Origin of the sequence: Streptomyces pluripotens (genome assembly GCF_000802245.2) — a bacterium.
Taxonomy (GTDB): domain Bacteria; phylum Actinomycetota; class Actinomycetes; order Streptomycetales; family Streptomycetaceae; genus Streptomyces; species Streptomyces pluripotens.
On the sequence record NZ_CP021080.1, the window covers coordinates 273,840 to 293,547 of the forward strand.

20 protein-coding genes are annotated in these 19,708 nt (G+C 71.0%); 11 read left to right on the forward strand and 9 right to left on the reverse strand.

Features of this window, described 5'->3' with window-relative positions; genetic code table 11:
* Positions 1–86: 86 nt before the first annotated feature.
* Positions 87–1,139, reverse strand: coding sequence for a nitroreductase family protein (locus tag LK06_RS01150; protein ID WP_199806279.1), 1,053 nt, complete (start codon positions 1,137–1,139; stop codon positions 87–89).
* A gap of 291 nt (positions 1,140–1,430) precedes the next feature.
* Between LK06_RS01150 and LK06_RS01155 the strand changes: the two genes are divergently transcribed.
* Both LK06_RS01155 and LK06_RS01160 read left to right on the forward strand, forming a co-directional pair.
* Positions 1,431–2,000, forward strand: a complete 570-nt coding sequence (locus tag LK06_RS01155) for a TetR/AcrR family transcriptional regulator (RefSeq protein WP_043435069.1) — start codon at positions 1,431–1,433, stop codon at positions 1,998–2,000.
* Positions 2,001–2,218: 218 nt separating this feature from the next.
* A complete protein-coding gene (locus LK06_RS01160; protein WP_043435067.1) occupies positions 2,219–3,076 on the forward strand; it encodes a hypothetical protein in 858 nt (285 codons plus the stop codon).
* On the opposite strand, the gene LK06_RS01165 is transcribed toward LK06_RS01160, so the two are convergent.
* From LK06_RS01165 to LK06_RS01175, 3 genes are all read right to left on the reverse strand, one after another.
* Entirely contained in the window at positions 3,073–3,606 is a 534-nt protein-coding gene (locus LK06_RS01165; protein ID WP_043435065.1) for a flavoprotein, read from the reverse strand. The genes LK06_RS01160 and LK06_RS01165 overlap by 4 nt on opposite strands.
* Positions 3,607–3,907: 301 nt before the next feature.
* Entirely contained in the window at positions 3,908–4,096 is a 189-nt protein-coding gene (locus tag LK06_RS01170; protein ID WP_039650082.1) for a ferredoxin, read from the reverse strand.
* Between the two features lie 12 nt (positions 4,097–4,108).
* Positions 4,109–5,365: a cytochrome P450 gene (locus LK06_RS01175; protein WP_039650081.1), complete on the reverse strand. Its 1,257-nt coding sequence runs from the start codon at positions 5,363–5,365 to the stop codon at positions 4,109–4,111.
* 363 nt (positions 5,366–5,728) lie between these two features.
* On the opposite strand from LK06_RS01175, the gene LK06_RS01180 reads away from it, so the two are divergent.
* Together LK06_RS01180 and LK06_RS01185 are read left to right on the forward strand one after the other, a co-directional pair.
* The gene (locus tag LK06_RS01180) at positions 5,729–6,172 is read left to right on the forward strand and encodes a nitroreductase family deazaflavin-dependent oxidoreductase (protein ID WP_039650079.1); all 444 of its coding nucleotides are present in this window, start codon (positions 5,729–5,731) and stop codon (positions 6,170–6,172) included.
* A gap of 535 nt (positions 6,173–6,707) precedes the next feature.
* Positions 6,708–7,016 (forward strand): DUF4235 domain-containing protein, encoded by a 309-nt coding sequence (locus tag LK06_RS01185; protein ID WP_039650077.1) that lies wholly within the window; start codon positions 6,708–6,710, stop codon positions 7,014–7,016.
* Between the two features lie 51 nt (positions 7,017–7,067).
* On the opposite strand, the gene LK06_RS01190 is transcribed toward LK06_RS01185, so the two are convergent.
* A complete protein-coding gene (locus LK06_RS01190; RefSeq protein ID WP_039650075.1) occupies positions 7,068–7,532 on the reverse strand; it encodes a pyridoxamine 5'-phosphate oxidase family protein in 465 nt (154 codons plus the stop codon).
* Positions 7,533–7,846: 314 nt separating this feature from the next.
* Positions 7,847–8,803, reverse strand: a complete 957-nt coding sequence (locus LK06_RS01195) for a GlxA family transcriptional regulator (RefSeq protein ID WP_039650073.1) — start codon at positions 8,801–8,803, stop codon at positions 7,847–7,849.
* Positions 8,804–8,868: 65 nt separating this feature from the next.
* Here LK06_RS01195 and LK06_RS01200 point away from each other — a divergent pair, with 65 nt between their 5' ends.
* Both LK06_RS01200 and LK06_RS01205 read left to right on the forward strand, forming a co-directional pair.
* Positions 8,869–9,825, forward strand: a complete 957-nt coding sequence (locus LK06_RS01200) for an NADP-dependent oxidoreductase (protein ID WP_043435062.1) — start codon at positions 8,869–8,871, stop codon at positions 9,823–9,825.
* Between the two features lie 175 nt (positions 9,826–10,000).
* Positions 10,001–10,402: an anti-sigma factor antagonist gene (locus tag LK06_RS01205; RefSeq protein ID WP_039650219.1), complete on the forward strand. Its 402-nt coding sequence runs from the start codon at positions 10,001–10,003 to the stop codon at positions 10,400–10,402.
* Positions 10,403–10,512: 110 nt separating this feature from the next.
* On the opposite strand, the gene LK06_RS01210 is transcribed toward LK06_RS01205, so the two are convergent.
* Positions 10,513–10,758 carry a hypothetical protein gene (locus LK06_RS01210; protein WP_039650069.1) on the reverse strand — a complete coding sequence of 82 codons (246 nt, stop codon included), beginning with the start codon at positions 10,756–10,758 and terminating at the stop codon, positions 10,513–10,515.
* Between LK06_RS01210 and LK06_RS01215 the strand changes: the two genes are divergently transcribed.
* A complete protein-coding gene (locus LK06_RS01215; RefSeq protein ID WP_043405472.1) occupies positions 10,757–11,041 on the forward strand; it encodes a hypothetical protein in 285 nt (94 codons plus the stop codon). The genes LK06_RS01210 and LK06_RS01215 overlap by 2 nt on opposite strands.
* Before the next feature lie 4 nt (positions 11,042–11,045).
* Here the strand turns inward: LK06_RS01215 and LK06_RS01220 are convergent, their stop codons facing one another.
* Positions 11,046–11,930 carry an alpha/beta fold hydrolase gene (locus LK06_RS01220; RefSeq protein WP_052269790.1) on the reverse strand — a complete coding sequence of 295 codons (885 nt, stop codon included), beginning with the start codon at positions 11,928–11,930 and terminating at the stop codon, positions 11,046–11,048.
* Between the two features lie 225 nt (positions 11,931–12,155).
* Between LK06_RS01220 and LK06_RS01225 the strand changes: the two genes are divergently transcribed.
* Complete coding sequence (locus LK06_RS01225; RefSeq protein ID WP_039650065.1) at positions 12,156–13,187, forward strand: SDR family oxidoreductase; 1,032 nt, start codon at positions 12,156–12,158, stop codon at positions 13,185–13,187.
* A gap of 80 nt (positions 13,188–13,267) precedes the next feature.
* Here LK06_RS01225 and LK06_RS01230 read toward each other — a convergent pair whose 3' ends face one another.
* On the reverse strand, positions 13,268–16,444 hold the full coding sequence (locus LK06_RS01230; RefSeq protein ID WP_043435061.1) for a cytochrome P450: 3,177 nt from the start codon (positions 16,442–16,444) through the stop codon (positions 13,268–13,270).
* Between the two features lie 291 nt (positions 16,445–16,735).
* Here LK06_RS01230 and LK06_RS01235 point away from each other — a divergent pair, with 291 nt between their 5' ends.
* From LK06_RS01235 to LK06_RS01245, 3 genes are all read left to right on the forward strand, one after another.
* Entirely contained in the window at positions 16,736–17,407 is a 672-nt protein-coding gene (locus LK06_RS01235; RefSeq protein WP_039650061.1) for a PAS domain-containing protein, read from the forward strand.
* A gap of 259 nt (positions 17,408–17,666) precedes the next feature.
* Positions 17,667–18,161, forward strand: coding sequence for an FBP domain-containing protein (locus LK06_RS01240; RefSeq protein ID WP_043405479.1), 495 nt, complete (start codon positions 17,667–17,669; stop codon positions 18,159–18,161).
* 275 nt (positions 18,162–18,436) lie between these two features.
* Positions 18,437–19,690 carry an FUSC family protein gene (locus LK06_RS01245; protein ID WP_174673792.1) on the forward strand — a complete coding sequence of 418 codons (1,254 nt, stop codon included), beginning with the start codon at positions 18,437–18,439 and terminating at the stop codon, positions 19,688–19,690.
* Positions 19,691–19,708 lie beyond the last annotated feature (18 nt).

Below are 19,708 nucleotides of genomic sequence, written 5' to 3' on the forward strand. Positions count from 1 at the left end.
GTCGCGGACCACCGGCCCGAAGGAGAGGCGCCCCGCCCGGGCGGGGCCCGTCACACCGGGCCCCGGCGCTGGCCCCACCCCCGGCGTCACGTGGTTGCTGGGTGGTCGACCACCCAGCTCACGTCGTAACGCGGCAGCTCGGGAGCTCCTTGAACACCTCGTTCCCCGGGGCTCAGGACGGCGAAGTGTCCGTTGATATCTAGCTCCTGGCAGCCGGTCTCCCAGTTCGCGCACCAGATCCCCAGTGCCACCGGCGCGTAGTACCGCGATGTGGTGGAGGCACAGAAGTCGAACCTCACCGGCCTCTCCTCACCCCCGTTCGGCTCGACCACCGCGGCGCACCGGGTCGTCTGACCGTTGAACGACGAGGGAGCCCATTGACACACCTCGTAGCAGCGCCCGTAGGCCTCCCACGGAAACCGGGTGACATCCAGGGGCTCACGGAAGTGCGGATCAGCGAAAAAGAGCGACGCCAGCGGCAACCGGCGGTGCTGAAGGGTCTGCATGGCACGGATGGCCGACGGCATGAACCGTGAGCGGTATCCAACGGCACAGACACAGATGACGTGGTCCTTCTCGGGGTCGAACCGGTCACCGAGATGTTGCACCACACTCTTCTGGTCGGCTCCCGGGCCGATCCAGCACGTCGCCAGCCCCATCCGCGTGGCGTCGAGAACGACCTTCTGCAGGCTGCGGCCGACATCGACGACCGCCAGGCGGTCGTAGGTGCGGGGGGCTATCGCGACGAGGAACTCGTGAGCACCCACGACCGGCCAGACGGTGAGCGGTGCCGCGATGTACTCCATTCGCACGGGGCTGCTGCCGATCAGCCGGTCGGGCCGAGTGTGCGCACGGACGGACTCCATGAGTTCCGTCCGGTGGGCGGGAGCGAGGTCCCGGGACTGGAACGACCGGCACGAGCGTCGGGCGCGCATGAGGTCGAAGGCTCCGAGGCCGTCCCTGCGCTCAGGCACGGCCTCGACGGGGTGCAGTCCGAGCTTCACCGTGACGAGGTCGAAGACGAAGGTGACGAGCAGCAGCGACGCGGCACCGGCCGGCAGCCAGAACAGGATGACCGGCCAGGCCCCGATCACCCACCCCGCTGCCGCGACCAGGGCGAAGGCGAGCGCGATGCACACAGTGGGGAGGTACTGGAGCCAGCCCGTGAACTGAAGCCGGACTTTGAGGCGCCAGAGAGCAGATCCCCTTGCTCTGGGTGCAGCGCTCTCGGTCCCGCTCCGCCGCACGCCGCTCTGAGTCATTCGCACACCCCTGTCCGGGTTGCCACCACAGCGGGCAGACCACCTCATATGACCGCTCCGGACACCCCGGAGACGACATCCAAGGTAATGACCCTCTCAGGTTTATTGCAAGTGACCACTTACAATAAAGCGACTGAACGATCCCGTCCGTGTGAGGTCCGGAGACAGATGCCCAAGGTTGTGAACGTCGACAATCTCTTCGAGGTTGTAGTCCAGGTGTTCGCGGAGCGTGGCTACGGCGCCGCCACGACCCAGGAGATTGCCGCGAGAGCGGGCGTGAGCGAAGTGACCCTGTACCGCCGCTACGGCAGCAAAGCGGCACTGGTCGAGGCGGCACTGCTCCACTGCCTCTCGGCATCGCCCTTCGGCCAGGTGGCCGCAGGGGGCGACGTGCGGACGGATCTCGCCGCGATCGTCCACGCGTACGAGATGACGAACCGCGCCTATGGCGGTGCCGTCCTGACCCTGTTGACTGAGATCCCCCGTCACCCAGAGTTGCGCAACGCCCTCTCCGCCCTCCTGCCGAACCTGCAGGACGCGGCACGGATCATCGCGATGCACCAGGAACGAGGGCACGTCAGCCCCGGCGATCCGCTGCAGAAGGTGGTGTTCCTGCTGTCCCCGCTGATCGCCGCGGGGCTGTGGGATCGCAGCGGGGCCGGCACGGACATGTCCGGGCTCTCCCCGGAGGCCGTCGTCGACGCATTCCTGGAGGGGCACCGCCCGCCGCCGTCCTAGACCCCGACTCCGCCGGGCACGCGGACGATGACGCAGCCACTGCCCGGGCGGGCCCCGTCATCGTGGCCAGACCTCCGAGGCCGGGACCGACAGGGTGGACGACGTGCTGCCCCCAGGTGACCGTGCGGCGTGGGAACCGACCGACGGTCGTATCGTCGGCCCATCCTCGGGGCAGACGACCGGCGTACGGCCGGTCCGGCAGGCCGGGAGGCAACACGGTGCCGACGCGTCCCTCCACCCTCAGATTCCTTGCCGGGTCGGCGGTGCTGCCGCTGGCCCTCGTCACACCCGCCTGGGGGCAGCCCGCCTCCGCGCCGGCCCCGGCACCCGAGGACCCGGCCACGGTGTGCGCGGTCGCCGGCACACTGCGCGGAGAGCACGGGCAACAGGCCCTGGTCAACCTGTGCGCGAGCAGCGGGGGTCCGCGCCTGGCCCTCTCAGCCCCGGCGACCTGCCAACGCGCCGGCATCCGGATCCGGTACACCTGCCGCACCGACGGCACCTGGACGGCGCGACGCGCGGGCAAGCCCCTGGGCACCGGGACACTCCCCGCTTCACTCGCATACCCGGGCCCGGGAACGTACGACATCACCGCCACCGTGCATGTGCGGTCGACGCCCGCGGGCGTCGACCTGCAGGGCACGGTGCGGACCACGCTGTCCCTGACCGCGCCGAAGGCGACGGCCTCCCACGCCATCGCCGTCGACCACAGGATGCTGCGCCGCAACACCACCACCACGCTGACCTACACGATCCGCCGGGACAGCGACGAGGGAGACGGCAGCGCGCGGCTCGGGCTCATCGGCGAGGAGGGGAGCGGCATGCGGATCAGCACGGCCGACGCCCGCTGCATCAACCCGCTGGTCGGCCGGTACCCGGTGAAGAGCCGGCTACCGCACTCACTGGACTGCACGCTGACCGAACTGCAGCCCGGACACCCGGAGAAGGTCACGGTCCAGATCACCGTCGGGGCGAAGTGCTCCACCGTGGTGTCCAAACTCGGCTACTGGATGCCGAAAAGTCAGGACCTGTACACCGGGGGCATGCTGGCGGGGCCGACGCTGACCTGCCGTTAGCGCCGTTCCAACAGCTCCAGTGCATGCCCCCAGGCGAACTCCTTGCGCGAGGCACCCCGCTGAGTCCCGCCGGAGTACGGCTCGCCGAAGCGGACCCCCATGCCCCGCAGCCGTATCAGGCTGTCCTGGTAGGCAGGATGGGCGGCCAGCGCGTCGTTCACGCAGGGCAGGACGGCGATCGGCACACCCAGGCCCGCGGCCTCGCACAGAGTGCCGACGGCGAGGGTGTCGGCGAGGCCGCCCGCCCACTTGTTGAGGGTGTTGAAGGTCGCGGGTGCCACCGCCACGGCATCCGGCGGCGGGAACGGTCGGGGGTCGGCCGGGGAACGCCAGGCGGACCGTACGGGCCTGCCGGTCATGGACTCGACGGCCTCGACGTCGAAGAACCCACCCATGGCAACCGGAGTGGCGATGACACCGACCTCCCACTGCTGCTCCTGGGCGGCGGCAACCAACTCGCCGACGCCCGCGGCGATCCCGGCCGCGCAGACGACCACGTACAGGAAGGGCTTCGAGGACTGTGAGGTCATCGCCGAACCTTACTGAAGCCGGAGCGACGGCCCAGCAGGACCCCGGTCCACGGCCCGGCGGAGCGGCACCGGGCCGCCGTGGTGCCTCCCACCCCCAGAGACGTCTCCCACCCGGTCCTCGGACCGTGCTCGCCCAACGGCCGTCCCGGCCCGCCCGCGGCGGACGCCGTGCCCTGACGTGTCTCTCGAGCCACAAGGCCGTAACCGGCGTAGCAGGTGTGACGACAGCTCACGGGAGGCGGTCCTGGAAACGGCGCGAGGCAGGTAACGGCCACCCTCGCGTGTCCACTCAGCCGGGCCCCTACGTCACACTGATCGCACTCACCGGGCAGGCGCGGGCCGCCTCACGGACCATCGGGTCACCCGCACCGTCCTCGCGGCCCGGGAGCACCGTGCTGTAGCCGTCATCGTCCTGGGTGAAGACACCCGGAGCGGCCAGTGCGCACTGCCCCGCACCGATGCAGACGCTCTTGTCGATGTCGATATGCATGAGCAGACCCTCCTACCAGGTCACGGGGAGTTCCAGCATCCCCTGGATCGTGTCGCCCGGTTTGCAGGGAATCTCCTCGGCCGGGACGGCCAACCGCAGGCCGGGCAGGCGTGTGAACAGGGTGCCGAGGGCGATCTCCAGTTCCGCACGGGCCAGGTTCTGCCCCAGGCACTGATGGATGCCGAAGCCGAACGCCACATGATGGCGGACGGGACGGTGGAGATCTAGGGTGTCAGGCTCCTCATACAGGGCGTCGTCACGGTTGATCACCGAGGTCGCGAAGAGCACGCCCTCACCAGCCCGGATCGTGGTACCCGCGACGTCGATGTCCACCAGCGCGACGCGCCGAAGTCCGTCCGCGATGGACAGCATCCGCATCAGCTCGTCGACGGCGGCGGGCAGCAGCTCTGGGGCGGTGCGCAGTTCGGCCAGCCGCTCGGGATGCTGCAGCAGCGTGAAGGTGCCGAGGGAGATCATGTTAGCGGTCGTTTCATGGCCCGCGACCAGCAAGAGGAGGGCGAGCGACACGAGTTCCGTGCGATCCATTGTGCCGTCGCGGAGCTGCCGACGGGCGAGGTCGTCGAGGATGCCCTCACCACTCTCCGTCTCCACCCCCTCTTTCCCCTTCTCTGCCCTCCCTGTCTTCTCGTCGACGAGACCACCGAGGTATTCCTCCAGCCGGTCCCGGGCCTCCAGGGTGTCGGCGACCGTCGGGCCGCGCAGCAGCCTGCGGGACTGATCTTCGAAGAACTCATGGTCGGCGTACGGCACTCCGAGCAGGCCGCAGATCACCATGGACGGGACGGGCAGCGCGAAGGCGGAAACCAGCTCGGCCGACGCCCCTTGGGCGACCATCGTATCGAGCAGCCCATCCACGATCCGCTGGATCCAAGGCCGTAGTTCTGCCGCGCGCCTGACGGTGAACGACGGAATGACCATCCGTCGCTGCCGGTGGTGCTCGGGGTCGTCCGATCCGAGCAGGGCCACCCTGCTGTTGCGGACGGCCGCGAGGCGGACCGTTGGCGCGGGGAAGCCGGACCGACCACGGTCACTGGACAGGCGGGGGTCGGCGAGCAGGGCGCGTGCGGTGGCGTGCGCGGTGACCAGCCACACTTCACGGCCGTCGTACAGGGTCACACGGCAGAGAGCTGGTCCGTCGCGCAACGAGTCGTATCCGGTGGGCGGGTGATAGGGGCAGGTGCGGTCCTGGGGGAAGGCGACGGGTTCGGCCGGGGCCGCCGGGCCGGTGGTGTCCGTCAGTTCCGTCATGGAAAAACCTCGCAGACGAAGATGTGCGTCGTACCGATCTTCATTAGATGCCCAAGGCACCTATACGGCGACGGTAAGTTCGGCCACTTCCGCGATCTGTGTGATCCGGCCGAAGAGCGCTGACCGTGGGGACGGGATCCGGCCAGCCCGGGCGGCCGGTTCCCCGCCACCGGGAGGCCACGGCTTTCACCTGCGCGCGTCGTCCGGTGCGTGGACATGCCGCTGCGGCACGGCGCCCGCCGTCACCCGGATGGCCGCCCCCTGGGCGACCGAAGGGGCACGCGGTACGAATGATCCGTACGGTCACCCATGTTGGACACTGGTGACAGACAGCCGTTGAACTGACGAAAGGGGACCGATTCCATGCCTCTTGAGGGCGAGTACGAGCCCAGCCCGACGCAGTGGGTGCGTGAACAGGTCGAGCTGTACGAGAGTTCCGGCGGGACGAAGGGGACGACACTGCGCGACACCGGTCTGCCGGTGATCATCCTCACCACCCGGGGCGCGAAGAGCGGGAAGATCCGCAAGACGCCGTTGATGCGGGTGGAGCACGGCGGTGCGTACGCGGTGGTCGCCTCCCAGGCCGGGGCGCCCAAGCATCCGGTCTGGTACTTCAACGTCGCGGCCGATCCACACGTCGAGCTGCAGGACGGCCCGGTCAAGCGCGACATGAGGGCCCGTGAGGTCACCGGCGCCGAGAAGGCCGAGTGGTGGCGACGGGCGGTCGCCGCGTACCCGCCGTACGCCGACTACCAGCGCAAGACGTCACGGGAAATCCCGATTTTCGTACTGGAACGCCTCGGCTGAAACTGATCTGGACCGGGACCCCCTCCCGTTCCGGCGGAACCCGCTCCTGGAAGGTGTGAAACGACTTCCGGACGGTCGCTGGTGCGTCAGGCCCCGCCGCGATCCCTGGAGTCCGGCCCGTCGTGGCGGGGCCGTTGCTCGCCGCGCGCCCGCAGACCAGCCTGCCTCGCCCGGGACGACCGTCTCTCGGCCTCCGGTCACCCGGGCGAGACCGACGGCAGGGGCGCGCATTGGCGGTTTTTTGGGGGCGGCTGGAACCGCACGCCGTCCGGCCTGCCGGACGGCGGTATCCGGCTGATGGCACCCTCATCGCAGCGGACGTCGGGATGCTCATCACGCCCGCCCGGGTCGATCCGGTCCGCCGTCGCCCCGGAGCACCCCTCGGCCCGGCTCTCGGCCGGGCCGGCACCATCATCCGGAGCCGGACGGGTGACCGTTCGCCGACGGTACGCCTGCCGGGGCCGGTACGCCGGCGAACGGGTGGCCGCGCGGGGGGAGTCCGCATGAGGGGCGCTTGACAAGGAAGGACTCAGGCATGGCCAAGGCAAAGCAGAAGAAGAAAAAGCTCCCGCTCGTCTACCAGCCGGTGGGATTCTTGCTCAGCTGGGTGAGCGGTGCGCTGGCCGGTCTGGCCTTCCGCAAGGCGTGGACGGCGATCCGGCACGAGGAGGACGCGCCGGATGCCCTGGACCCGGACCGTGGCTGGGGAGAGATCCTCCTGGCGGCCGCTGTCCAGGGCGCGATCTTCGCGGTGGTGCGCAGCGCCGCGGACCGGGCGGGCGCCAAGGCCATCGCCCGGTCGACGGGCTCATGGCCGGTGGCGGTCAAGGACAGCGGGCACTGAACCAGCCGTCGGGCCCCACCCGGCGCTCGACTTCACTCCCGCATCACCGGGTCACTCATCCAGCAGCCACCGCCCGTCGCGCATCAGGTCCCGCCCCCGCAGCTCGTTCTCCTCGCGCCAGGCCTGGATGCTCCGCGGGAACACCCTGAAGTACAGATAGCGGGTGGCGAGCCGACGAGGGTCGAAGCCGGTCTTGGCAGCGAACAGTTCGGCTTCCTCCTCGGGCAGTTCCTCGGGGGTCACCGCCCCGACGGTGCCCTCCAGGATGACGACGTCCCGAGTCGGGCCGATACCCAGGCGGACCCTGCCGGTGACCGACAGGTTCCGGCCGGTGGGGCTGTCGGCGACGGTGGCCAACAACAGGGTCGTGCCGTCCCAGAGGAACGACAGCGGTACGAGGTAGGGGGCGCCCCCCTCGGGGGCCGCGGTGGCGACCCAGGCGTCGACGTCGTGCTCCAGCCGGTGAAGGGTCTCCTTCTTACGCTGTTCGGCGGTGCGGGCGGGCGCTGCGGTCATGTTCTGCGGCCTCCTGGCATCGGCGCTCACGGGTGATTGCGGATGACGCCCAGTGTGACCGCAGGGGACCGGTGGGCGCCCGGGTTTCACCCGGACGGGCTTGGGGCCGAGGGAGGCAGGTCCGGGGCAGCCGGGCCGGAGATGCCGCCGGATGCGTCGACCCCGTACGAAGTGGACGACCTCGCCGGGCGACTGCTGCTGCCGGGGTTCCCGGGAGCGTAGGTCCGTGCGGCGCCGTTGGGGCTGGAACCGGCCCGGCGCAGTCCGCCGGGCACGGGAGTGCACTGCCCGCACACCAGCACGGGCCGGAGCGTTCAGCGGACCTGCCGGAACGTCCGCCGGTACGCCTGCGGGGACACGCCGATCGCAGTGTGCAGGTGCTGCCGCAGCGAGGCTCCGGTGGCGAAGCCGACCTCGGTGGCGATCCGGTCCACGGGCAGGTCGCTGGACTCCAGCAGATGCCGGGCACGGACCACACGCTGCTGGATCAGCCAGCGGCCAGGGCTGAGCCCGACCTCTGCGTTGAAACGGCGGACGAAAGTACGCCGACTCATCCGGGCGTGCTCGGCGAGGTCCATGAGGGTGAGCGGTTCGCTCAGGTGCTCCAGTGCCCAGTCGCGGGTGGCGGCGGTGCCCGTGGCGCCGTCGGCGGGAACCGGCTGGTCGATGTACTGGGCCTGACCGCCGTCCCGGAACGGAGGTACGACACAGCGGCGAGCAACCGTGTTGGCCAGTTCGCTGCCGTGGTCGGTGCGCACGATGTGCAGGCAGACGTCGACGCCGGAGGCGGCGCCGGCCGAGGTCAGGATGCGACCGTCGGTGACGAAGAGGACGTCCGGGTCGAGGTCGACCTGGGGGAAGCGGCGGCGGAACAGGTCGGCGACCTGCCAGTGCGTGGTCGCCCTGCGGCCGTCGAGCAGTCCCGCTGCGGCAAGCACGAAGGCGGCCGTGCAAATGGAGACGATCCGAGCGCCCGGGCGGATGGAGGCGAGTGCGGTGGCGACCTCGTCGGGCAGTTCGGCGGGGATGCGGTCGGGCGGCATGGAGGCGACCACCACCGTGTCGGCCGTCTTGAGAATCTCGGGCCCGTGCGCGACACCGACGGTGAAGTCGGACTCGGTACGCACCGGACGGCCGTCGACTGTGCAGGTCAGCACCTCGTAGTGCCCGTCGGCGGCGCCGAAGACACGGCTGGGGATGCCCAGCTCGAAGGGATAGACGCCGTCGAGAGCCAGGACGACGACGCGTTCCGGAGTTCGCGTGCCACGCATGGCACGATCCTATCGGACATTGGCCTTCGTGCCATTTCCCGGAACGATGGACCCTGGCACGCTGGATGACCATGAACGATGCAAACACGATGCGAGCCATCAGTCAGGACGTCCTCGGCGGACCCGAGGTACTGAGGGAGATCCGGATGGAGCGGCCGGAACCCCGCCCGAACGAAGTGCTGGTCCGGGTGCGGGCCGCCGGGGTGAACCCCACCGACTGGAAGCACCGTGCCACCGGCGGGTTCCTGGGCGCGCCGCCGTTCGTCCTGGGCTGGGACGTGTCCGGTGAAGTCACCGCGGTCGGGACCGGCGTGGCCGCCTTCCGGCCCGGGGACGAGGTCTTCGGCATGCTCCCCTATCCCTTCGGCCACGGCTCGCACGCCGAGTACGTCACCGCGCCGGCCCGTGCCCTGACACACAAACCCGCCTCGGTCGACCACACTCAGGCGGGCGCGTTGCCGCTGGTGTCCCTGACCGCCTGGCAGGCGCTGACCGAACACGCCGACGTGCGCCCCGGGCAGCGGGTCCTGATCCATGCGGCGGCCGGCGGAGTCGGACATGTGGCCGTGCAGATCGCCAAGGCACGCGGTGCGTACGTGATCGGGACGGCGAGCGCGGGCAAGCACGACTTCCTCCGGGAGGTCGGCGTGGACGAGCCGGTTGACTACCGGACCACCGACGTCACCGAGGCGGTGCGGGACGTGGACGTCGTCCTGGACACTCTCGGCGGCGACACCTCCGTGCGGTCCCTGCGGGTGCTGCGACCCGGCGGAGTCCTGGTATCGATCCTGCCGGCGGGTTCCGCGGAGCTCTACACGGAGGCCGAGCGACGGGGGGTGCGGGCGGTGCGCATGCTGGTGGACGCCGACCGGGCCGGGATGCGAGCGGTCGCGGAGCTGGCGGAATCCGGGAAGCTGAGGGCGACGATCGCCGGTGCGTTCGCGCTCTCCGACGCGGCGAAGGCGCACGAGCTGGGCGACACGGGTCGGACGACGGGCAAGCTGGTCCTCCTGGTGGACTGACCAGAACCAGTCGGTGGGCACGGTCTGCCCCACCGGGCCCGTGCCACGGCATTCGCACGAATGCAAGCCAAACTCGAAGACATATGTCAATCGAACATGCTCAAATTCCTCCCATCGAGGGTAACTTGACGGTCGGGAAACCGATGTCCGGGCGCGGGTGGGAGGTGATGCCGTCGTGCGAGACGAGCCCTCTCCGCACACCCGGCATCTGCGTGTGTATGGCTACCGTGGGCACACGGTGCTTGAGTTCCGGGGCGAGATCGACATCGCCGCGGCGGCGGAGATCGCTCCCGTCCTGGACCGGGTCACCCGGCACACCGGCGCCCGGGTCGTGATCGACCTGCGGCTGGTCGAGTTCTTCGACTGTTCCGGGCTACGGCTCCTCTATCGGGCCCGTGCCCGGGTACTGGAGCACGGCGGTCGACTCCATCTGGTGTGTACCCACCCGTTGACCCTGCGTGTCTTCCGGGTGACCGGCCTGGCTCGGCTGCTGCCCCCGCATCCGACGCCGGACGCCGCCTTGGCGCAGGACAGCACCGTGTCCGGGCGTGCCGCGGCGCCCCGGACCGGGCCCTGAGGTGTCCCGAGCCAGGCCGTCCCGCCTGATCCCGGGCATCACGGCGCCGGTTTCCGGTCCGGCGGCCCGGACTGCTCCGTCCAGCAGCGGGCCGCCGTCCGGTCCATAGCTCAGTGCAGCGTCCAGGTGTACTTGTCCCCGCCGACCCAGCGGATCACGTCCGGATCGTCCATGTCGTGGACGGTGATGCCGTGGGAGGCGGCGACCTCCAGTACGTCGGTGACGGTCCTGGCCTCGCCGATCACCTGACCGTCGATCTCCACGACGCGGAAAGGCGGCTCACCGGGCCTGCCCGGGGAAACACCGAGTACCAGGATCCGCGGACGGGAGATGTGCGGAGCTGCTTGTTCGGTCATGCAATTCAGCGTAAAACGCACGGTGGTCCGATGGCTCATCCGCGCAGGCGTCCAGCCCATCGAGCAACGGCTCCCGGGCCGCTGCCGGCGTGGCGGAACACACGACGTCCCGGTGTTCGCCCGGCCGGGTGAGCGCCCGGTCGTCTGCCCCGAGGCGAACGCGCTGCTCGCCACCGTCCCTGGTACCGGGCTGCGAGCGCTGATCCACCTGGACGGGCCGCGGGGAGGTCGCGTGCCTGCCCGCGTGACGGCTGCCGGGCAGGGCACCGGTTCGCCGAAGTGAGCGGCTAGCCCCGCCGCGGAACCGTCGCGGACCCGGCCGGCGCGGTGTTCCGGGCGGGCCCGCCGCCGAGGAAGTCCCGCAGATCCGCCGTGAGCAGATCCGCGTGGGTCACGAACATGCCGTGACCGCCGTACTCGTACACCTTGAGGGTGGCGTCCGGCACGAGACGGGCCACGCGTTCCCCGGTGCGGGCCAGGGGCGCGGAGGCATCGTGCGTGCCGTGTACGACGAGCACCGGCAGGCTCAGACCCGGCAGCTCCTCGGTGAGGTCGAGATCCGCGATCAGGGCCCGGATCCCGTGTGCGGCGCGCGGACTGGCACTGAGACAGCGACCGATCAGATAACGGGCGTAGGCCGGGGACACCTCGTTGCCGGGCAGGTGGACGGCGAAGAAGTCGTCGGCCGAGGCCTCGAAGTACGCCGCGCGGTCCCGTCGGAACGCCTGGTCGTCGGCGTCGATCAGCGCAGGATCCACACCGTCCGGCAACCCCGGCGAGCGGACCAGTCCCGGGCTGACGCCGGAGACCAGGGCGAGGCGCGCCACACGCCCGGTGCCGTGCCGGGTCACACACCGCACCGCCTCCGCGGTACCGACGGAGTGCCCGACCAGGGTGACTTCGCGCAGGTCCAGGTGGTCCAGGAGGCCGTGCACGTCGGCGGCGAGGGTGTCGAGATCGTAGCCCGCCCAGACGTCGTCGGACCGCCCGTGGCCCCGTCGGTCCAGGGCAACGCAGCGGTAGCCGGCCTCCGCAAGCGGCAGCATCTGGTACTCCCACATCTCCTGTCCCAGATACGCGCTGGCGACGAAGACGGCGACGGGGCCGGTGGCGGGGCCGTGGTCGACGTAGTGCAGGCGGGTACCGTCGACGGGGCTCTCGTAGTACGGCATGGGGCCTCCTCCTCGCGGGGTCCGTCCGGGGTCCGGCGGACCGGGTCCGTCCGCTGTTCCCTCCGACCCCGATCGTTCCGCGCACGTACCCACCGGTCGATTACCTCTCGCGTCATGCGGCACGCGCACGGGCACCTCCCTCCCGTCCCACCGGGTGTGCGCAAGCGCTGCTCGGGTACCCGGCCGGTCTCGCAGCCTCCGCCGTGAGGACGGAAGGAGCCGAAGGTGAACAGCTCAGCGGGCAGCAAGGTGGTCGTGACGGGCGCCACCGGCAATGTGGGGACGAGCGTGGTGGGCCTGCTCTCGGAGGATCCGGGGATCACGTCGATCTGCGGTCTGGCCCGGCGGACGCCCGAGTGGTCACCGCCGGGGACCGAGTGGGCCGCGGTCGACCTGGCCTCGGAACAAGCGAACCTCACGGAGCGGTTCGAGGGCGCCGACGCCGTGGTCCATCTGGCCTGGGCCTTCCAACCGACGCATGATCCAGCCGCCACATGGCGCACCAATGTGCTCGGCAGCATCCGGGTGTTCGAGGCTGTCGCAGCGACCGGCGTTCCGGTGCTGGTGCACGCGTCTTCAGCGGGCGCGTATTCGCCCGGGCCGAAGGACCGCAAGGTGGACGAGTCCTGGCCCACTCACGGCTGGCCAGCCGCCGCGTACTGCCGGGAGAAGGCGTACCTGGAGCGCACACTGGATGTGTTCGAGCGGGATCATCCCGAGGTGCGGGTGGTCCGCATGCGGCCGGCCTTCCTGTTCAAGCGGGAGTCGGCGAGCGAGCAACGCCGGATCTTCGGCGGGCGCTTCCTGCCCGGGCCGTTGGTCCGGCCCGAACTGCTGCCGTTCCTACCGGACGTCCCGGGCCTGCGGGTGCAAGCGCTGCACACGGACGACGCCGCCGAGGCCTACCGGCTCGCGGTGCACGCGGACAGCGCCCGGGGCCCGTTCAACCTGGCCGCCGATCCGCCGCTCGACGCCGGTGTGCTCGCCGAGCTGCTGGGCACGCGTCCGGTGCGGCTGCCGCAGACGGCGGCCCGGTCGGCCATCGCCGCCGCCTGGGGGCTTCATCTGCTGCCGGCCTCCCCGCACTTGTTCGACGCGGTGCTGCACCTGCCCCTGCTGGGCTGCGCCAGGGCCCACGATGAACTGGGCTGGCACCCGCGGCGGACGGCGACCGAGGTGCTGCAGGAGTTCCTGGACGGCCTGCGGACGGGCGCCGGTATGGACACCGAGCCGATGCGCGGGCGGAAGGCCGGCTGAGCGGACTCCGCTCAACGAGGGGTACCCCACGGCCGTTCAGCGGCGGCGCCGGCCCGCACCCGCGTGTTCCGGCCCGCGGGTCAGCCCGCCGCGTACACGTCCTCGACGTAGCGGCCGTCCGCCACCAGGGCGTCGAGCCAATGCCGGGCAGCCGCCTCGTCGGCACCTGTGCGTTCCCGGTACAGGGCGCGGAACGCCGCACGGACCCCGGGGGCCATGCGGGCGCCGTCGCCGCATACGTAGACCCGGGCCCCGGCGGTCAGCAGCGGCCAGACCTCCGCCGCCTCCGCGGCGATGCGGTGCTGCACGAAGGCGGCGCCGTTCTCCGGGGCGGCGCTGAAGGCCGTGCGCAGCGCGACCGCACCGGCCGCCTCGGCGGCCTTCAGTTCCCCGGCGTGCAGAAAGTCGGCGTCGGGAGCATCGCAGCCGAAGTACAGCAGGGCAGGCGGCAGTTCAGCACCTGCGGCACGGGCCACCAAGCGGTCGGCGACGGCACCGCGGAACGGCGCGAGCCCGGTGCCCGCGGCGACCATCACGACGGGCGCCGTGCCGTCGGTCCGGAAGGCCTCGCGGCACGGCTGGACCCGGGCGTACACGGTGTCGCCGGGCCGGAGCGAGGCCAGGTACCCGGAGCCGGTGCCCCGGTAACGGCCTTTGCCGGAGCGGGCGGGTGCGTCGAGCACCGAGACCATGAGGTCCACGTGAGACGGATGAGCGGCCGGTGAGGAGGAGATCGAGTAGTGCCGGGGCCTCAGCGGGGCCAGCAGGTCGAGCAGGAGCGGCCAGCCGAGGGCGCCCCGCAGGGCGGGGTGGTCCTCGGCGAGTTCCACCAGGGTACGCGGATCGTCACCGGTCAGCGCGGCCAGGGCGGTCTGCTCCGGTGGGCAGGGATTGACCTCGGCGAGCCGCGACAGCTGCCGTACGCCCGGACGCTGCTGCAACTCCACGTGATGAGTCAGTAGTTGGCGCACCGTCAGGGGCCGGTCCACGGCGAGACCGTCACGGCGCGGCCGGGTGCCCCGGATGTCCAGGACGACGTCGGGGTCGAGGCCCAGGGCGGTGACCGCACGCTCCACCAGGGCCGGGGCATTGACGGGCAGCACGGCCAGGTGGTCGCCGGTGCGGTAGGACACGCCCTCGGGCAGGGCCAAGCGCACGAACCGCTTGGTCCGGGGATGTCCCGGCGCGGTCAGGTCGTACGCCTCGGTGACCGTCATCGGGACGAGACCGTGCCGCTCGGCGGCACGGTCCAGCGGGCCGCCGCTCAGCGTGCGGACCTCATAGGCGTGGACGGACTCGGCCGGAGCGTCGGGCGTGGCATCCGGGTCGCCGTACCGCTGGAGCAGGGAGGTGCACAGTCTGGTCGTGAACTCCGCCACGGTGCCGCCGAGATCGCCAGACGCATCGGCGGCAGCGCGGTCCGTCAGGCGGGCGGCGCCGAGTTCGGCGAGACGGGCGTCGATGCGGGTGGGGACCTGCTGGTAGGTGGCGGCCCAATTGCGGTCACCGATGCCCAGGACGGCATAACTGACACCGGTCAGGTCGGGGGTGCCGTCGAGCCAGGCGGTGAAGGCGTTGGCATCGTCCGTGGGACGGCCGTTGTAGGAGGCTGCGGTGATGACCACGGGCCGGTCGGTCGGCAGTCCACCGGCGTACGCGTTGAGGGCGGCGACCTCGGTGGCGCAGCCGGCCGCGGCTGCCTCGTCGGCGAGTTGCGCGGCGAAGGCACGGCAGGTGCCGTAGTTGCTGCCGTGCAGGAAAAGGGCACGGGTCCCGGGGCGCACCCGTGCCGGAAGGGTATCCGGGGCCGGGCCGGCACCAGTTGACGCGAAGGGGGTGCCGGGGAGCGGGACGTGGACGCGATCGACAGGGGTGCGCGGGGTGAGCGTGAGCGTAAGGCCCTCGGGTTTGAGGGTGAGGGTCTCCTTCACCGTGAGCTGGTAGTCGGCGTGGTCGTGCAGCCGGTAGCGGTGGACCAGCGTGGCGAGCAGCATGGTCGCCTCATGCAGCGCGAACTGGCGCCCGATGCAGGCGCGTTCGCCGGTGCCGAAGGGCTTGAAGGCATGCACCGGGCGGGCGGACTCCGCCTGCCGGGTGAACCGCTCGGGGTCGAACTGCTCGGGATTGTCGCCCCACAAGGGCTGCCGGTGGAGCATCGGGGTGAGCACGGTGACGGCCTGCCCGGCGCGCAGCGGGAGTCGGCCGCCCAGCAGGGTGTCCACACGGGCGTGCCGGCTGAAGGCGGCAGCCGTCGGCCACAGCCGCAGCGCCTCGTTGAGGACTTGGCGGGTGTAGGTGAGGCGGCCGATGTCGTCGTACGCCGGTTCCGGGTCGGGGGTATCCCCCCACAGCGCGTCGACCTCGCGCTGCACCAACCGGAGCACGGCCGGGTTCTTGGCGAGGTAGTAGAGGGCGAAGGACACCGCGCCGGAGGTCGTCTCATGGCCGGCGATCAGGAAGGTGATCACCTGGTTGCGGATGTTGGCCGGGTCCAGGGTGGTGCCGTCGGCGGGGTGCGACGCGCCGAGCATCAGCCCGAGCAGGTCATCGGCTCCGTACGAGCCGGCACCGACGCGCGAGGCGATGACTTCGTCCACCACCGCGGCGAGGTAGTCGGCGTCCCTCCGGAAGGCCCTGTCGGCCGTCGTGTGGTCCGTGCCCGGGGCGCGCCCCATACGGGTCATGCTCCACTCCAGGCAGCGGACCATCGACTCCACGAAAGGATGTGGCTCGTCTCGTGCGAAGGAGCCGAAGTCATAGCCGAACCCGGCCAGTCCGATGGTGTCGAGGGTCATTCGGGTCATGTCACCGGGCACGTCAACGGGTTGCCCGGTGCACGCCGCTCGGTCCCACGAAGCGACGAGCCGCCGGACCACCGTGACCATCGCGGGGTGATAGGTGCGCATCGAGCCAAGCGCGAAGGCGGGCATCAGGATGTCGTGCGCCTTGGCCCAGTTGGGCTCGTCGTTGTACGCCGTGAACAGGCCGTCGGCGGTGAAGGCGCGCACGTTCTCCAGCGCGGGTCCGATGTGTTTGGCGAACCGCTCCTCGTCGGCCAGGTCGGCCACCAGGTCCGCGTCGGAGATGAAGGTCACGTCCCGTCCGTACAGCCTGCGCACGAGCACCGGTCCGTGGGCGCGCATCAGCTTCATGACCTGCTGGATGGGAGTGCGGCCAGGTCCGGTGGCGGTGATGTCGACCACGGGTATGCCGGGCGGCGTGCCGGCCGGACCGGACTGCAGTGCGGTGGGGGACATGACGCGACAACTGCCTTTCGCCGTAACAGAGTGCTTCGTTCCAGGGTGGTGGAGGAGCCGGGCGCCTGCGGGTCGCGGCACTACACGATCGTGCAGCGGACAACCAGCCGCAGGCCTTGCGCCCCGCCCGGACCAGTGACCCACGGCCACGAGCCGGCACCACGACCTCTGTCGCCCTCCGGGTCTTCGCCCCTGGGGCGTGCCTGAGCCTGGTGGGTCCGGACGGGCCCGGATGGGCTTGGATGAGTTCGTCCTGGACGAGGGCGACGTCTCGACGCAGCGGGAGGTGCCGTGGAAGGCGGGAAAGTCGACGCGGTGGTGTGGCGCAACCGTGCACTGACACTGTTCGACCGGGTGTCGGTGCCGGTCGCGGTGTGCGATGCCTACGGCACGGTGCTGCTGGCCAATCCCGCGATGGCCGCGGAGACCGGCACGACACCGGGCCGGCTGCGGGGCCGGGAGGTGCTGGACCTGTTCCGCCCTGAGCAGGTCGCCCAGGTGGAGCGGATCGTCGAGGCGCTGCGCATGCGCCGCCGTTCCCGTTACCAGGTGTCGGTGCGCTGGCGGGCGCCCAGCGGGGCCGAGCGGTACGGAGAGCTGACGGCCGACCCCGTGAGCGACAGTGTGGAGGAGACGCCGACCCTGCTCGTGATGTTACGGGTCCGCAGGCAGCACGCGGCCAGGCAGGAGCCTCGACAGACGGCGGTCACGCCTGTGGAGGGGCGGGTGCTGGCTCTGCTGGCCGCAGGCGCCACCACAGCCCGCGCAGCCCGCGAGCTGGGGCTCTCCACAGACGGCGTGAATTACCACCTGCGACGGCTCTCGGCCCGCTGGGACGCGGCCAACCGCACCGAACTGGTCGCCCGCGCATACGCGTTGGGAGTGCTGCTGCCCGGGGTGTGGCCGCCGCAGGCCAGGGTGGCGAAGCCGGAAGGGGCGACGCCGGTCGGGGAGGCGGAGTAGCCGCAGGCGGATGAACGGCCGAAGGCGGCGGGATGCAGCAGAGGGAGCCCTGACACCTCGGCGTCGAGGAGGACGGCGACGCGCCCGGAAGCTTGGGGCGGGGCTGGGCGCGTGGACCGCCGGGGTCCGCGGCATGACCGGGCGCGTGACCGAGACCGTCCCGGAAATCCATTGGCCCCCACCCCACTGCCTACCTAGGCTAGGTAAGAACCTAGAGCCTCTAGGCCCACGGCGGCGGAGCACCCGGAAGGACGCCCCCATGAGATCGCTCACCGAGCATGACATCCGCAACTCGTTCGTCAACTGCTCCAAGGGGGAGGCGAAGCGGCTGGCCCTCCCACGCGATCTCCGTGCATGCCCCTGGACGGACCTGGACTTCCTCGGCTGGCGAGACCCCGGAGCGCCCGACCGAAGCTATCTGGTCATCGAACGGGAGGACGGGCTCGTCGGCGTCGCCCTCCGCTCCTCGGCCTCACCGCGGGGATTCCTCCACCGCAGCATGTGCTCGGTGTGCCTGACCACACATCCCGGTGGCGGGGTCTCGCTGATGACCGCGCGGAAGGCAGGGGCGGCGGGGCGCGAGGGCAATTCGATCGGCGTGTACATGTGCACCGACCTGGCATGCTCCTTGTACCTGAGGGGCAAGAAGGTGCCGGAGTCCGGCACCCGGTTCGAGGAGAGCCTGACCCTGGAGGAACAACTCGCCCGCGCCACGGGCAATCTGTCGGTGTTCATCGACAAGCTGTACGTCTGACCGGACGAGCCTCCGGCCGTACGCCCAAGAGCGGCACGGCCCGGACCGGCAGGGTGCCGTGCAGCAAGCGGTGCTCGGCCGGATGGCGGAGCGAACAGCCCCGTGGAGCGACGAAACCGCGCGGGCGAAGGCCGGCCGCACCGCCTCGGGCACCTCGGTGTCGCACAGCATCCGTGGGCGGTTGGCGGCGGCGACGCCGCGCGGTCCCATGCCGGCGGGCGCAATCCCCGGTCGGCCACGTTCGGCGCACGCGGGGAACGGGAACAGGCCATGGGATGCACGACGTACGAAAGTGGACCGCTGGACTGCTGCGCCTGCTGGGGCGTCGCCGGGAACCGGTGGTCGTCCAGACGCTGCGGTCGGCCACGGCGGCGACGATCGCCTACGTCATCGCGCTCCGGCTGAGCCCCGAGCCGGCCCCGCTCACCGCGCCGCTGACCGCGCTGCTGGTCGTCCAGGTGACCTTCTACGCCACGCTCACCAACGGCATCCGCCGCGTGAACTCGGTGGTGGCAGGCGTGCTGGTGGCCGTCGCCTTCAGCGGGCTGGTGGGGCTGACCTGGTGGAGCCTCGCCCTGCTGATCGTGGCCTCGCTGACCGTGGGCCACCTGGTGCGGGTTGACGAGTACGTTGCCGAAGTGGCGATCAGCGCCATGCTGGTGCTCGGCGTGACCACCGTCGGGTTCACCGCATGGGCGCGGATCGTGGAGACGCTGATCGGCGCGGTGGTCGGGACTGCCTGCAATCTGCTGCTCCCGCCCCCGGTGTGGGTGGACGAGGCGGGTCGGTCGATCGAGGACCTGGCCCGCCGGGTGCGGCAGTTGATGCTGCGGATGGGAGAGGAGGCGGCGGGCCGCACTCCCTGGGAGCAGGCGGCCGAGCGACTGCACGAAGCCCGCCGGCTGGACCACGACATCACCCAGGTGGACGCCGCGCTGCGGCAGGCCGAGGACAGTCTGCGGCTCAACCCGCGCGTCAAGGAGGGGCTGCTGCACCGGGTGGTACTGCGCACCGGCCTGGATACCCTGGAGATCTGCACGGTGGTCCTGCGGGTACTCGCCCGCTCGTTCACGGACCTGGCCAAGGCCCGCGGTTCCGAGGAGCTGTTCCCACCCCGGGTCGGCTCGACCGTGGCGCAGTTGCTGTCGGAGATCGCCGACGCGGTGGTCAGCTTCGCCGTCCTGGTGACCACCCCCCTGAGCGAGAACGCCGAGTCGGCGGAGGCGCGGCTCACAGCCGAACTGCACACGGCCGCCAGTACCCGGGACCGGCTGGCCGGACTGCTGCAGGAGGAGATCCGCGAGGACTGGGCGAACTGGCAGTTGCTGGGGGCTGCGCTGGCCGAAACGACCCGGATCATCGACGAGCTGAACACCGAGCACCGCACCCGGCGCCTGCTGGAGGAACTGGACCGGGTCTCCCGGGAGCAGCGGGCGAAGCTGCCGCGGATGACCCGGCTGCGCGAGCGCCTCGGCGTCCAGGAGGAGCTGTGGCGGAACCGTACCGGCCTCGGCGGGCGTTCTCGGTGAGGCAGGCGCCGGGACGGT